At 37.7% G+C, this 15,217-nt stretch carries 4 protein-coding genes and 1 pseudogene; 4 read left to right on the top strand and 1 reads right to left on the bottom strand.

Going from position 1 to position 15,217, the window contains the following annotated elements; all coding sequences use genetic code 11:
* Positions 1-2,855 (bottom strand): GEVED domain-containing protein (locus AB674_RS21475; protein ID WP_047779342.1); only part of this gene is annotated, 2,855 nt, incomplete at its 3' end.
* A gap of 311 nt (positions 2,856-3,166) precedes the next feature.
* Between AB674_RS21475 and AB674_RS21470 the strand changes: the two genes are divergently transcribed.
* The 4 genes and pseudogenes from AB674_RS21470 to AB674_RS21450 all read left to right on the top strand — a co-directional run.
* Complete coding sequence (locus tag AB674_RS21470; RefSeq protein WP_047779341.1) at positions 3,167-3,631, top strand: regulatory protein RecX; 465 nt, start codon at positions 3,167-3,169, stop codon at positions 3,629-3,631.
* Positions 3,632-4,044: 413 nt separating this feature from the next.
* Complete coding sequence (locus AB674_RS22075; RefSeq protein ID WP_082210694.1) at positions 4,045-8,250, top strand: Ig-like domain-containing protein; 4,206 nt, start codon at positions 4,045-4,047, stop codon at positions 8,248-8,250.
* A 182-nt stretch (positions 8,251-8,432) separates the two neighbouring features.
* Positions 8,433-12,290: a calcium-binding protein gene (locus tag AB674_RS21460; protein ID WP_240478117.1), complete on the top strand. Its 3,858-nt coding sequence runs from the start codon at positions 8,433-8,435 to the stop codon at positions 12,288-12,290.
* Between the two features lie 960 nt (positions 12,291-13,250).
* Positions 13,251-15,217: pseudogene (locus AB674_RS21450) on the top strand (hypothetical protein); the annotation flags it as partial.

Below are 15,217 nucleotides of genomic sequence, written 5' to 3'. Positions count from 1 at the left end.
GTGTAATCTGTTCCGGCAGTTCCAGGGAATACCCAAACGTAATTAGACATAGTAGCTTCAGTAGTATAGATAACATTTGTTCCCACACAAGCACTTGCTCCCGGTTGAGCTGTAAAAGTTACGATAGGTAGCGCATTAACTGTAGTTGCAGTTGATGAAGTTGCCGTTGTTGCTGTACAGCTATTAGCGTTTGTATAGTTAATCGTTACTGTTTTACTTCCGGTTGTTAAATATTTTAAAGTTACGGTGTTACTTGCATTTGTGCCTCCAGAAACAATAGTATAATCTGTTCCGGCAACTCCTGGGAATCCCCAGATGTAATTAGTCATACTAGGTTGAGTAGTATAGGTAACATTTGTTCCTATACAAGTACTTGTTCCCGGTTGCGCTGTATAACTTACGATTGGTCGAGGGTTTACGGTTACTGTCAAAGTAAACGGAACCCCTACACAACCCGATGTAGTTGGAGTAACGGTATAAGTAGCCGTTTGTGGCGTTGTGGTTGTATTTGTAAGTGTACCAATAATGTTACCATTTGGAGTACCAGTACTTGCTGCACCTCCCGTGATGGATCCCGATACTGCTATAGTTGGGGCTGTCCAGGTAAAAGTCGTTCCGGATGGGATAGTTCCATTGGTTCCCGTTGTTGGTGTTGCTGTAAATTGAGATCCTGAACAAACTGAAGCTGTCATTGGAGTAATGGTAGCAGAAATCACATCAACCGCTACTGGTGTAGAGTCAGTTGTTGAAGCAGTACAGGTTATCTTTGCACGATAAAATGTTTTTACAGTTTGCGTAGTAGTAAAGGTTGATTTAGAGTTTGTAACATCTAAATATTGGATAAGTAAATTATCAATAGTATGGATGTCAGTTATAGCTCCTGTTCGTGCTGAAAATTTAAATTTCCAGGCTGATTTATCCGTTGAAAGATAGGCAGCTGGTAATAAAAGATTAGAGACTACTGTAATTATAGTGCCTGAAGAATTTACCATAGTAAGAGACAGGTATCCTTTGTTATCTACTGACAAAACAACATTTCGTGCTGTAGTAGTTCTTATGTTGAAAGGAATACTCAGAGCCGAAGTAAAAACGCCTGTTCCATTATAAAGGATACGAATACGGCTACCACTTGCTATACCTTCATTATCATAGGTGTCAAATTGAACTATAATACCTGAGCCTTCTCCAAGTTCTCCTCCACTGTCGGTATTTGTCAATGCTCCTGCATAACTTAAACTAAAACCATCAGCACCGCCTCCGCCTCCGGCAGTATAATCAAATGAAGTTGTAAAAGCATTTATATTAGAGCCGGGAGATTTGTCAACTAAGAAACCTCCTTTTTGGCTAGTAGCAGCGGGCGTTAATACTAATTGACCACCGGTTATACTTGCATTTCCGGAAATACTGGTGTTGGCAGGCAGTGAACTAAAGGCTTCAGTACCGAAAAAAGTGGTTGGTGTCGGGGTAGCATTAGTCCATGTATCAACACCATTTGGTGAAGTTTGCCATACATAAGTAGCACCATCCGAATAAGTAGTTCCCAGAGATAATGTAAATGGGGTACCTGGGCATACCGTTGTGGCTGTTGATGTAGTAGTACTGGCAGCTGGTGTTCCTGAGCATACATCACCAACAATTATCGTATAGTCCTCAACCTGTCCCTCTGGACTTGTTACGGTTGTGGTACAAGGATTTGTAACATAGTCAGTAGATTGACCGATGATGCGCATACGGGTGCTTCCTAAGGTAGCGGCAGTTGGTACCAGAAAATAAACCGACGCAATTTTGCCATCCGCTCCGGTAGAATTGTTAATAGTACCAATGTTAAATTTTTCACCAGTGTCCGTAAAATCATTGTCCTGGTTCCAGTCTATATATGCAGTATAGAAAATGTTGCTGTTTGATGCCGTAACACCTTTTACAGAAACCGTGTAATTTTGTCCTTTAACCAAAGTGGTGTTGACTCCTGTGAAACTTTCGTAACTGGTGGTTCCTGTACTGTTGTTATCTATTGTATTCAACTTTACATTGGTAATTTGTCTTACCGTTGTAAAATTGGTGAAACTACATACACTTGGAGTCCAAGTATAGGTTAAGCCATTAGCGGGGAGTGTTGAGTTATTTGTTCGACAAGTGTTGCTATTTGCATTTCCTGTCGTTGTTGCTGACCAATTACTTGTTGTTGTTCTATTGTTAAAGTCGGCATTTGAAGTACCTCTTAAACCTACTTGTACAGGTACATCTGCATTGTAATTACTAGAACAAGCGCCATAGACAATTTGCACTGTATTAGTAGACTCATTTAGTCTGATTTGAAAATTGAAATCACCATTTTGTGAGCCACTATCATAACGTCTAGTATTATTCCATTGCACTACAAAAGTTCTGTTGGGTGCTGTACCTGTAGTAATGGAGGTTATTGTAGAATTATTGCTTATCAAGTCTCTTCCAAGAGCACTAATAGCACCGCTATATCCTGCCTGAGTATTAGATGAAATAGGATTATATTCAGCACCACGCGAAAATGTTGAACCGAAAGTTAAGAATCCATTCATGTTGACTGAACATTGAGTATAGCTTACTCCGTTAAATACAAAGGTAAATCCTAGTGAAATATTAGTACTTGGACCATTATCATCCCAACCGCTAGCAAAGATAACATCTGCGCCATTCCCAATACTTGTATATGTTCCGGATGATGATGTAAAAGCATAGTTAGCAACCTGTGCATTTCCAATTCCGGTAAAAAATAGTAAAAAAAGAAATTGAAGTAAACCAAACACCTTATAACTTTTGGGTTTGTTTATTTTTTGACAAAATAAGAAATCAACGAATAAAAGTAATTTTTTAATCATCAGCGTGTGGTATTTATATTTTAAATTTGTTTTGGGCTAAAACACATAAAAAAAGCACCGGTTCTCTATTATGTCGGATAGTAAACCTGAGTAGTGTTTTTCTTTTGGTTTTAAATTTTAGAATCAGTTATTTAAGTGCTTGTTTTTGAGCATTATTGAATAATCCAATTCGGCGTACAAAAATATTATAATTCTGCACATATACAACATTTTAGAAAAAGAGTTTCTGAGATAATTGAAAAATAAAGGCCGAATTTTAACAACAAAATGACTATTTTTCGCAAGAATAGTTAAAAAGCAGGAAAAAAGCCATGAATTCAACATGTACCCCAAAGGAGGCCTTACTCAAATTAGAACATTTTTGCGCCTATCAGGAGCGCTGTCATGCAGAGGTGGTTGCCAAATTGTACAGTTTAAAGATGACCTCAGACGAAATTGATGTGATAGTAGTTCAGTTAATTGATGGTAATTTTTTAAATGAAACACGTTTTGCGTGCAGTTTTGCCAGAGGTAAACACCGCATTAAATTTTGGGGCAGAATTCGGATCACAAATGAGTTAAAAGCCAGACAGATTTCCGCGGTTAATATCACTTTGGCATTAAAAGAAATTTCGGCAGAAGAGTATGAAACTACTTTTGAACAACTTTCGGAAAGATGCTGGAATAGTATTCATGAAAATAACACGCTTAAAAAAAGGAAAAAATTCTGCGATTATCTGTTGCGAAGAGGTTATGAAAGTAACTTGGTTTATGAAAAAATGAAGGAACTGGAATAAAACTACATTCTCTTTTCCGGTAGTAAAAATCTAATTTTTGTGTTACTTAAAAAAGGCATTAGCGCTAATCAGATTGCTAGTGTTAAACCTCATTTAGCACCCTGGAACCTCTGTTTGTGAATGGAGGCTTTCTTGCATATTACGCATCAAAACTCGCTTTTTTAGACTTTTTAAATTAAAAAACACGCTATTTTAGATTGTATTTTACGATTATTCTTATATTTTATCACTTTGATTTTATAAGAATTAACACAGTTTGAAGCTTTTTATGATGTATTTCATCGAGTATTTCTTTTGCTTTGTCGATTATACGGGCTTTCTTAAAACTACTTTTATGACTAGTACGTAGTTGTCTCTATCTTTGCAAGCCCAAAATTATATGCCTGCATACTAATCAGATAGAAACAACTAAAATGATGAGAAAATTACTTTTATTTTTACTTTTACCCTTTATTGGTTTTGCACAAGAAGATTTAGTAAAGTGGAATGGTCCTGGTACTAAAGCACCCTCTGTTAATACGAATTACACAGCAGCAATTGCTGCAGGGGATTTAAGTAATGGAAGTAGTTTGACTGTAACTCCTGCGCAAGGAGAAGGGTTTAAAGGAAGTCCATGGACAACCTCATTTGCTATTGACGATACTAAATATTTTCAATTTACAACGGCAGCAAAAACAGGATATAAAATTAAATTGAATGCTTTCAAATTCACTTATAGAGGCGATGCTAATTTGTATGTGAACCGCTATCAGGTTCGTTATTCCAAAGATAATTTTGCCACCAGTACTTTATTAGTAGACGAAACAACAAGCCCGGGAAGAATAAACAAGTCATTGAATTTGTCTAATGTTACCCTATATGCCGGAGAAACGATAACCATTCGTATTTATGGCTACAAACTAAAACCCAATAGCGATCCTAATTCACCATTGTTCTTGATTAATTTGAGTTCAATTGAAAATGGGAATACAACACCTACGATTACAGGTTCTGTTTTGCCTTATGATGCCTCTGACTTGAATGCAAATGATGATCTTGTTTCAACGAAAGAAAAAAGAGCAGTAACCTTTGATCCGTTAACTAACGATACCCATTATAACGGTTCAACGATGACTTACACGCAACCGCCAACGGCTCACGGAACGGTAACAAATACTGACAATATCCTTACTTTTACACCTGCAACAAATTTTAAAGGAACCAGTTCATTTACCTATACGTTAAAAAAGGGGAATAAAACAGTTACGGCTACAGTTTCGGTTTTTGTTGAAGAAGCTACACCTCGGCTAATCATCTGGAATGGTGCAATAGATCAGCCCAAAGCAGTTGTCACTGATGCCAATATCATTGCAAATGACATTAGTGCTTCAGGTGTTAATCTAACCACAAACAGTAATCCAAATTATTTTAATCTTACTAATGTTCAAACCAGTACGATTAAAAATACGGTAAATCTTAACAAATATGCTCAGGTAAGTATTAGACCAAAAGCCAATTACAAACTGACTTTAACGCAATTTAAGTTTATATACAATTCTCCTTCGGGAAATGAAGGAGCAACAAAATACGAAGTACGTTACTCGACAGATCCTACTTTTCCTGATGACGGTAAAATCCTTTTGGGGTCAACCACAGCAGTACAAGGCACAGATACTGAGGTAACCCTTAATTTTCCTGCTAATACTGTGGTGACTAGCAGTCCAAATCAAACATTTTATATTAGAATTTATCCTTATGGGGTTCAAAATATTTACAACGGATATTTTAGAATCAAACACGATTATGGAGGAGAAGTAGGGCCAACCATTTCGGGTCTAGTCGATACGTCCAACTTACTTACGGCAAATCCGGATCTAATTACGACCGATTCCAATACGGCTATAATTGTACCGATTCTGGAAAATGATGAAAATTACAGCGCATTGGCATCTATTACTTCAACACAACCGGCTTCAGGAGGGTCTGTTCAAGTTAATGATAAAACCAATGTGACTTTTACTCCTGCAGTGGGTTTCACCGGGACGAGTTCTTTTGTCTACACCTTGTATGACGGGAAAAATTATTCGTCTGCAACCGTTACGGTTACAGTAACGCCACCACCATGTGTTCCCTCTTTAACAGCCGGAGTTAACAGCTGGAAAGGTTATGTTTATACCTATACAGGAAATACTCCCGCGATGACTACTTATGTTGGATCTGTTGCAGAGAAAGCGATGTTTGACCGAAAAACAGGTACAGATGTAATTACAGGAGATACAAGCGTTGCGCCAAATGCATTTTGCGGTACAGTACCAAGTGAAAGGTTTTATGTTCGCTACCTAATGAAGACTACAACAGAGGCCGGTAAATTTAACTTTACAGTAGGTGGTGATGATGGTTACCGTTTGTATATTGATGGTGATTTAGTGATAGACAATTGGCAGGATCAAGGTTATGCAGTAAGATCTACGCTGCACAACTTGAAAGAAGGAACACATGACTTTGTTTTAGAATATTACGAAAAAGAAGGTGCATCCAGATTGTCCATTATATATGGTATAATAAAAGGAGATACTTTACTGCCTTTCGGAGATAATAAGTGGAATGTTTTTGGTTTTAATTCAGCAAATATTGCCTTAGTGGCAGACACCTATGCAGGAACTTATGTAGATACAAGTTTAGATATCAATACACAGTCAAAGTGGAATGCTTTGGTATCACCCTCTTATTATTCGGGTTGGGAAGGAGCTCCAATGCCCGTTGATCAGTTTACCATTACCTATAAACGTAAAGGTTTTCCTTGTGGTCGTTATCAATTAGAACTTGTAAATTGTGATGATGTGGGTGAAATTTATATTGATGGAGTCAAAATATTTACACAATCTATTTATACCAATACTACTTCATTAATTAACGGAGGAAAAACGTATCCTTTGAATAAAACGTCAACTGTAGAAGTGCGTTTAAGAGAAGATGGGGGTGATGCCAAGTTAGCCCTTAATTTTATTGATACTCCTTTTGTTTATGATGGATCAGTGGCACCTCAGAGCGGCTCTTCGATTACGGTGAATAAAAGTACAGTTCTGACTAACGATTTAGAAGTTTGTACTTGTACCATAGCAGCAGGAAAGACATTGACGATCGCGGGAGACAAAACTCTTACCGTTAATGAAAATATTGTGGTAAATGGAGATGGTAAGCTTATAATAAAAAACAATGGTTCCTTGGTTCAGACCAATGATAATGCTACGTATACCGGAGCTGTGAATTCGTTTGATATGGAACGGATTTCAACTCCAATGGTAAATTTCGATTATACCTACTGGTCATCAGCAGTAGCAGATAAAAAATTGAATGTTTTGTCACCCAATACGCTAGCCGACAAGTACATGTCATTTAGCGGAACAAATTGGATAATTGAAAACGGAAATACGATTATGAAACCAGGTAAAGGATATATTATTCGTGTTCCTAAACGAGATACCGGATATCCAAATGGTAAAGATTATTGGAACACTAGTACGTATTCTCAAACGGTAAATTTTATTGGGATTCCTAATAATGGAATTATTAAAGGGGAATCTCTTTTGGCTGATAAATTTTATTTAGTAGGTAATCCATATCCTTCGGCATTAGACGCTACTAAGTTTTTAAATGCGAATACTTTTATAAATGGTACTATTTACTTCTGGACCCACAATACAGCAATAGGTGTGGTAGGAATACATAAATACAATTCAAATGATTATGCAAGTTATAATCTTACCGGAGGTGTAGCGACGAGACCTTCTCAGGCACCCGGGCGCAATATGAATACGCCCTCTGGTAAAATTGCATCAGGAGAATCTTTTTTTATTAGTACAAATGATGTTGGAACGGTTACTTTTAATAATAGTATGCGTCCGGTGGGTGCTAACAATCAGTTTTTTAAAAGAGACGATACGTCAAAAAATAAGGAAGCAGAGAACGGTCGCATGTGGTTAAACATGACCAATGAAACCGGTGCTTTTAAACAAGCTTTGATCGGATATATAGAAGGAGCCACCAATGATTTTGAAAACAGATTTGACGGTGAAAGCTTTGATGGTAATGCCTATATCGATTTTTATAGTATAGATAATGGTAGAAATTATGTAATTCAAGGCCGTGCTTTACCTTTTACCGATACCGATATTGTTCCTTTAGGATATCGCAGTTCTATTGAAGGTGAATTTGCAATTTCTATCGAGCAGACAGATGGTGATTTGGTTAATCAGGTTGTTTACTTAGAAGACAAAGTAACAGCTAAAGTTCATGACTTAAGAGCTGGTAAATATACCTTTACGACTGCAAAAGGAACTTTTTCGGATCGTTTTGTACTACGCTACACAAATAAAACATTAGGAATTGATGATTTTGAAAATACAGACAGTGATCTGATCGTTTCAGTAAAAAATAAGACAATCAAAGTAACTTCAGAAAAAGAGAATATTAAAGAAGTTATGGTTTATGATCTTTCAGGGAAATTGCTTTACGAAAAGAATAAAGTCGGAGCAACTGAATTACATATAGCAAATTTACAATCGGCCAATCAGATGGTATTGATCAAGATTGTTTTGGAAAACGGTCACACAACGACCAAGAAAGCTATATTTCAATAAAAAACACTAGTTAAGTTTGTAAAAAATCCATTTGTCAAAGGCAAATGGATTTTTTTTTGCGTTTTCTTCAAATTGAAAATTAACATACCCTAAATATCCCGTCAAGTGGGTATTGTCAGATTAATAAAAGAAAAATAAATTGCAGTTAAATCTTACAATCATTTAATTCAATCTATCTGACTTTGATTAGAAATATAATTCTTTTAGTATTAGTAGTTAGTTTTATCAATAAAGCCGACTTGTATGCACAGCAAGGAAAAGTGGATAAGAACTTTAATGTACGTGATGACGGTACGATCGGGGATGGTTTTGATAATACTGTTAGAACCTTATTTTTACAGTCCGATGAAAAGCTGATCGTAGGAGGTGATTTTCTGACTCTTAATGGAATACAACTCTCTTATTTGACTCGTTTGAATACAGACGGCTCGATTGATGAAAGTTTTAAGATGGGAAACGGTTTCAACGGGAAAGTCTACAGCGTCTGTGTGCAACCGGACGGGAAAATTATTGTTGGAGGAAGTTTTACAGCTTACAACGGAGTCAGCGTGGGTCGACTAATTCGTTTAAATACGGATGGATCACAAGATACATCATTCAATACAGCAATTGCAGCAACGACAGGAATCATCTATAAAGTGGGTTTGCAATCGGATGGAAAAATAATTATAGTGGGCAGTTTCACCAAATACAATGCCGTTACCGTAAATAGAATAGCACGTGTTTTACCCAATGGAACATTAGATCCCTCTTTTAATACAGGAACTGGGGCTTCAGCACTCATTACTAATATTGAAATTTTACCGGATCAAAAAATTATAGTAGCGGGAGCTTTTACTGTTTTTAATGGAGTTTCGGCTAACAGAATAGTCAGACTGTATTCTGATGGCAGAGTTGATGAACATTTTAGTATTGGAACTGCTTTTAATGATGATGTAAATGCAATAGCTGTACAGTCCGATGGAAAAATTATTTTAGGAGGAAAATTTACGAATTTTAACGGAAACAGTGCCAACAGGATTATCCGGATCAATTATGACGGGACCCTCGATTCTGGTTTCCTATCAGGCTCCGGTCTCAGTAAAGATGCGGTTCAGGTGATCAAAATTGATGCTTCGGGGACTATTGCTGTTGGAGGGTCTTTCACAGGCTACTACAATAATAGTGAGGTAAAACGTTTATTTTTTTTAAATGCTAACGGAACGATAAGAAACGATTTCTATACTGGAGCAGGACCGGGATCTGCTTCCGTTTTAGCATTAGAGAGTACGGCAGACAGATCTTGGTATATCGCGGGATCATTCTCTTTATTTGATAGTCTGAATCAGGGTAGACTGACTAGAATTGATAGTGAAGGAGAACAAGATACCGGATATTTAGCTGCCGGAATTGGTTTTGATAATTCTGTTTTAAAAGTTTTGCCGTTGGCCAGTAAACAAACTATGGTATTTGGGAATTTTACCAGATTCAATGGCGCTTTTTCTTCAAGAATTGCCAGAGTTTTAGAAAATGGAACCTTAGATGAGGCTTTTAATTCCAAGCAATTGGGAGCGAATAACAACGTAAAAACGGCCGTTCTACAAGCGGATGATAAGATTGTTTTTGGTGGGAATTTTACAAAATACAATGAATCAACTTGCAATAGGATTGCTCGTATTTTAGCAAATGGAACCGTTGATCCAACATTTAGTTTAGGCTCAGGCTTTAATAATCAGGTTTATGCAATGGCACTTCAGCCCGATCAAAAGATAATTGTTGGCGGTAATTTTACGTCATATAATACTGCACAGGTTGGAAGAATAGTCAGATTGTTGGCAAACGGTTTGCTTGATGTTGATTTTAATGTTGGTTTGGGTGCCAATGCTATTGTAGAGGCCGTACTGGTTCAACCGGACGGAAAAATTCTGATTGGCGGACGATTTACTTCTTTTGACGGTACTATGGTGTCAGGTTTAGTACGTCTTCATGAGGATGGAAGTATAGATGCCACTTTTAACACAGGTAGTGGGTTTGATAAAAAAGTAAGTGCAATTGCGTTACAATCGGATCAGAAAATAATAGTAGGAGGGTCATTTTTAATGTACAATGGGACTCCACAAAAACGGATTCTGAGATTGAATTCCAACGGAAGTCTGGATGCGACTTTTGATTCTGGATCCGGTTTTAGTAAAGGAGATGTTCTTAGTATTTTAGTACAACCCGATGATCGTATCCTAGTGGGAGGAACTTTTTCCGGAACTTATAAAAGTACAGCTTGCCTAAGGTTAATACGGTTATTAAAGTCTGGGGATTATGATAACAGCTTTCAGGCAAATTTAAACAATAAGGTACGCAGTATGCATTTTACTGCTGATCGCAAACTTATGATTGGTGGCGATTTTAATTCCGTCTCCGGAGAATCAAAACATAGGGTTGCTCGTTTGAAAATTTGCTTAGAAGCGACTGATTGGAATGGTATCGCATGGTCAAATGGTTTTCCGTCCGCTGGAAAAGAAGTCACTTTTTCAGAAGATTATCCAGGTTTAACAGCGACAACCATATGCAACTGTACAATCAAGGAAGGGAAGACCGTTACGCTTTTAAGTGGAAATACTTTAGGAATTGAATTTGATTATAACGGTTTGGGGACACTGGTTTTAAATAATGCGGCCAGTTTATATCAAGATGATGATGAAATTGTAAATACGGGAATCGTACAAGTTCTAAGAAAATCATCTCCGATTTTAAAATTTGACTATACCTATTGGGCCTCTCCGGTAGTAGATCAAAAACTGATAGCTGTTTCTCCGAAGACATTATCGGATAAATTTTTCTCCTATAACTATGAATTAGATCATTGGAGCGTTGAAGATCCGCAACATACCATGACCCCCGGAAAAGGATATTGTATCCGCGGACCTCAGGATTTTTCAGTTACAACAGCTTCGGCATATGACGCAATATTTAAAGGAGTTCCGAATAATGGGAAAATTAGTTTGGGTTTAGGAAAAGAGAATACTTTTAATTTAATTGGGAATCCATACCCTTCAGCTCTTAGTGCAGATTTGTTTTTGGATAAAAACAGCCAAAACATCAAAGGAACTCTTTATTTCTGGACACATAATACTCCGGTTAAAGATCATAAATATACTTCAGATGATTATGCAGTTTATAATTTGTTGGGAGGTGTAGGAACAAGAGCAGCACTTTCTTCCGGAATGGATCAGACCGTACCGGATGGAACGATTGTTTCAAATCAGGCTTTTTTTGTTGTAAGCAAGAATACTGGATCTGTTGCGTTTGACAACAGCATGCGAATTATGGGTCAAAATACTTCTTTTTTTAAAACAACGGTAAGCAATAAAAAGGAAATCAGAAGCGGAATCGAAAAACACCGTATTTGGTTGGATCTTGAGAATGTGGAAGGCATTTTTAAACAAATCCTGGTTGGTTATGTGTATGGAGCACCCGATGCGTCGGTTGATAGTTTTAATTCGGAATCTTTTAAAGGAAATAAATGGGCAGATTTTTATAGTATCCTCGAAAATAAACATTTGGTAATTCAAGGAACAACAGCAGTATTTGGCAAATCTGATTCAATTTCTCTGGGTTACGAGACTGCTGTTGAGGGGGAGTTTAGTATTAAAATTGCTAAAAAGGAAGGACTCTACGAGAACTTGAATGTTTATTTAGAAGACAAAACGAAGGGAATAATACATAACTTACAGGAAGCCCCCTATCTGTTTACCACTGACAAAGGAGTTTTTCAGGAGCGTTTTGTAATACACTACACCGAAAAGACCTTAAAAAAGGAAACTTTAGAGAAATTGGAAGACGGCGTTCAGATAATAGTAAAAGACAAGTCCATAAATGTGGTAGCAGCAAAAACGAATATTAAGTCAGTTCATTTTTTTGATGTGAGCGGAAAAATACTTTTAGTTAAGGGTAAAATCGATGCGATGTCATTTCAATTTTCAAATCCGTCATTCAGCAATCAACTTCTAGTAGTAAAAGTTGTTTTGGAGAACAATCATACTATAACTCAAAAAATAGTATTCTGATATTAATTAATTCAAGTCACTAGTTAATAATTAGTTGATTCTATTTGAAGAAAACACAAAAAGATTAATTTGCCTCCTGCTTCAGCTGGAGGTAATTGATTGAGAGGTGAATCATTGGCTTTAGCCGAAAGATCCGGGGTATAATTCGGCTAAAGCCATAAAATCATGAACTACTTGTAATCCTCCAGCTGAAGCAGGAGGCTATTCAAAAAGGTACCTTTGCAAATATTTTAATTTTGATTAGAAATTCACATTATTATAATTCAGAAATAGGGTATAGACGGTCTAATTTCAAACATAAAACAACTAGCAACTTAAATTAATTAATTCAAGCCACTGGTTCTCTTATTTCTAAAATGAAACAAGCTAGTAGGATTGTCAGAAAAAGTCTCACGCAGATTTTAGCAGATTGAAAAAAATCCGCAGAATCTGCACAATCTGCGTGAAAAAAAAACATTTGATTCGATGCGATTATTTTTTGGGTTAGCTACATCTATGATGCAAGACAGAATGTTTTCTTTTTCATGGCTTGAAAATCTCATTTTTTTATCAGTAAATAAAGACACTCGACAAAATGCGTTTTTTAACGATGAACTACCATTTTTAAAGGAGAATATGCTGTTTTTATATCAACTCATAATTATTTAAGTGTCTAATTCTTACAATTTTATGTGAAATATTTTGTTGTCTTGTAAATAAAATTGTACCTTGTTGCTATGCTTGTACGACAAACGTACCTATAAGCCCGACGAAGTACATCTCTTTTCTGTTTTTCTCTGCCAAAATATTGATTGCTATTTTAAATACCACAAATTAAAAAGCAGCATTTTAGTATTTTTTTTGCTTTTAATTATAAGTTGATTTTGATAGTCAAAATTATTTTTTGAGGTATTTAGAGTTTCATTTTAACCAAACGTCTGTTTGGTTTTAATTTTTCTTTTTAACTTAAAAAGTAGTGCGATGAAAAAAAAATTACCAGCTTTCCCGCTTCAATTTTTAATGCATTGTTTTTCTCAAAAGAAGCTGCATTATAAAAAAACATCATTTCTAAAGGTAAAACTCTCCTTTCTGTTTTTATTTGTTTTTGGCTCTTTATGGGCGCAACCCCCTCACACCTTTACGGCTGATGGCTCATTGGTAGTTCCGGCTGGAATTACTTCTATGGACGTACAAGCTTGGGGTGGTGGTGGAGCTGGAGGAGGAGCCAGTGGAGCCGGATTATTAGCTGGAAGAAGCGGCGCTGGTGGTGGTGGTGGTGCTTTTGCACACGGTGCTATCACAGTTGTGGCAGGAAATACCTTGGCTGTTAAAGTGGCAGGAGTAACGACTGGTACAACAGCTACCGGTGGTAATGGTGGAAGTTCTACGATAACTGGTTTTGAAACGATTCTCTTAGCGGTTGGTGGACATGGAGGTGTTGCAAATACGGCAGGAGGAGCACCAGCCGGAGGTGCCGGAGGGTTAAATACCGCTTCATTTGGTTCAATAGCAAAAACCTCTGGTGTCACAGGGGGAAATGGTGCTTCTGCTCTATTAAGTCTAGGACTCTCTTCGGGAGCCGGAGGAAAGGGAGGTGATACCGGAGGAGGTGCCGGAGGAGCTGCTCTCAGCAGTCTTTTATTGGGTAATGGCCCCGGAAATTTTGGAACTCCTCCTGGTGGAGGGGGGAGTGGAGCAATGAACTCAGCGTCGGGCGGCGCTCAGAGTGGCGGTAATGGCGCACGTGGTCAGGTTATCGTTACTTATACTTGTCCAACTTATAGTATTACAGGAATTTCAGGAGCAGGTGTTTGTAATTCGGTTGGGAGTACTTCCGTAATAACGGTAACTTCCAGCGCAGCTTCTTTACCTATTGGAGTTTATACAGTAACATATAATCGAACTAATCCCACCGGGACTGCACTTACTGCAGCTATGACGGTTACCTCTGCAGGAACGGGGACTTTTACAGCAGTTGGTTTGACTACTATAGGAACAAGTACAATTACTGTTACCAATCTTACATCGGGAGTGTGTTCTTCAAATATTGCGGCAAACAATACAACAAATGTAATTGTTTCTGCAACAACTGTTGGAGGAACTATAAGTGGCGCAAAAACAATTTGTGCAGGAGCTACAAGTGGTTTGTTAACTTTGAGTGGATATACTGGAACCATTTTAAAATGGCAATCATCAGGTCCATTTGGAACGTGGGATGATATTGTTAACACAGCTGCAACTTATACGTCAGGACCACTTACTGAAACGATAGATTTTAGAGCTGTAATTCAAAACGGTTCTTGTGCTGCTGTAAATTCTGCTACCGTTACTATAACGGTCAGTCCCTTACCACAGGGAAGTTTAACAGCCAATGGTCCGTTTTGTGCAACGGGAGCTGGACAATTAACTTTTACGGCAACCGCAGGAACAGGTCCTTATACAGTAGTCTATCAGGAAAATGGTGGTGCGAATCGTACGCAGACTAATGTGACCAGTGGTACCGCTTTTGCGACTTTTACAACTCCTGTTACGACCTCTACGACTTATACGTTAGTTTCTGTAACAGGGGCTGATACTTGTGCGCGAAGTTTGGCATTTACAGGGGGCTCGGCAACAATAACAGTTAATCCTTTACCCCAGGGTAGTTTAACAGCCAATGGTCCGTTTTGTGTTACAGGTTCAGGGCAACTAACATTTACGGCAACAGCAGGTACTGGTCCGTATACTGTAGTGTATCAGGAAAACGGAGGCGCGAATCGTACGCAGACTAATGTGACCAGTGGTACCGCTTTTGCGACCTTTACAACTCCGGTTACGACTTCTACGACTTATACCTTGGTTTCCGTGACAGGAGCAAATAGTTGTGTTCGAAGCTCCGGATTTACGGGAGGCTCGGCAACAATTACGGTTAATCCATTACCTCAGGGTAGTTTAACAGCTAATGGTCC

The organism is Flavobacterium sp. ABG, from assembly GCF_001027725.1.
GTDB lineage: Bacteria > Bacteroidota > Bacteroidia > Flavobacteriales > Flavobacteriaceae > Flavobacterium > Flavobacterium cupriresistens.
This window is presented reverse-complemented; position numbering and strand designations above follow the sequence as displayed.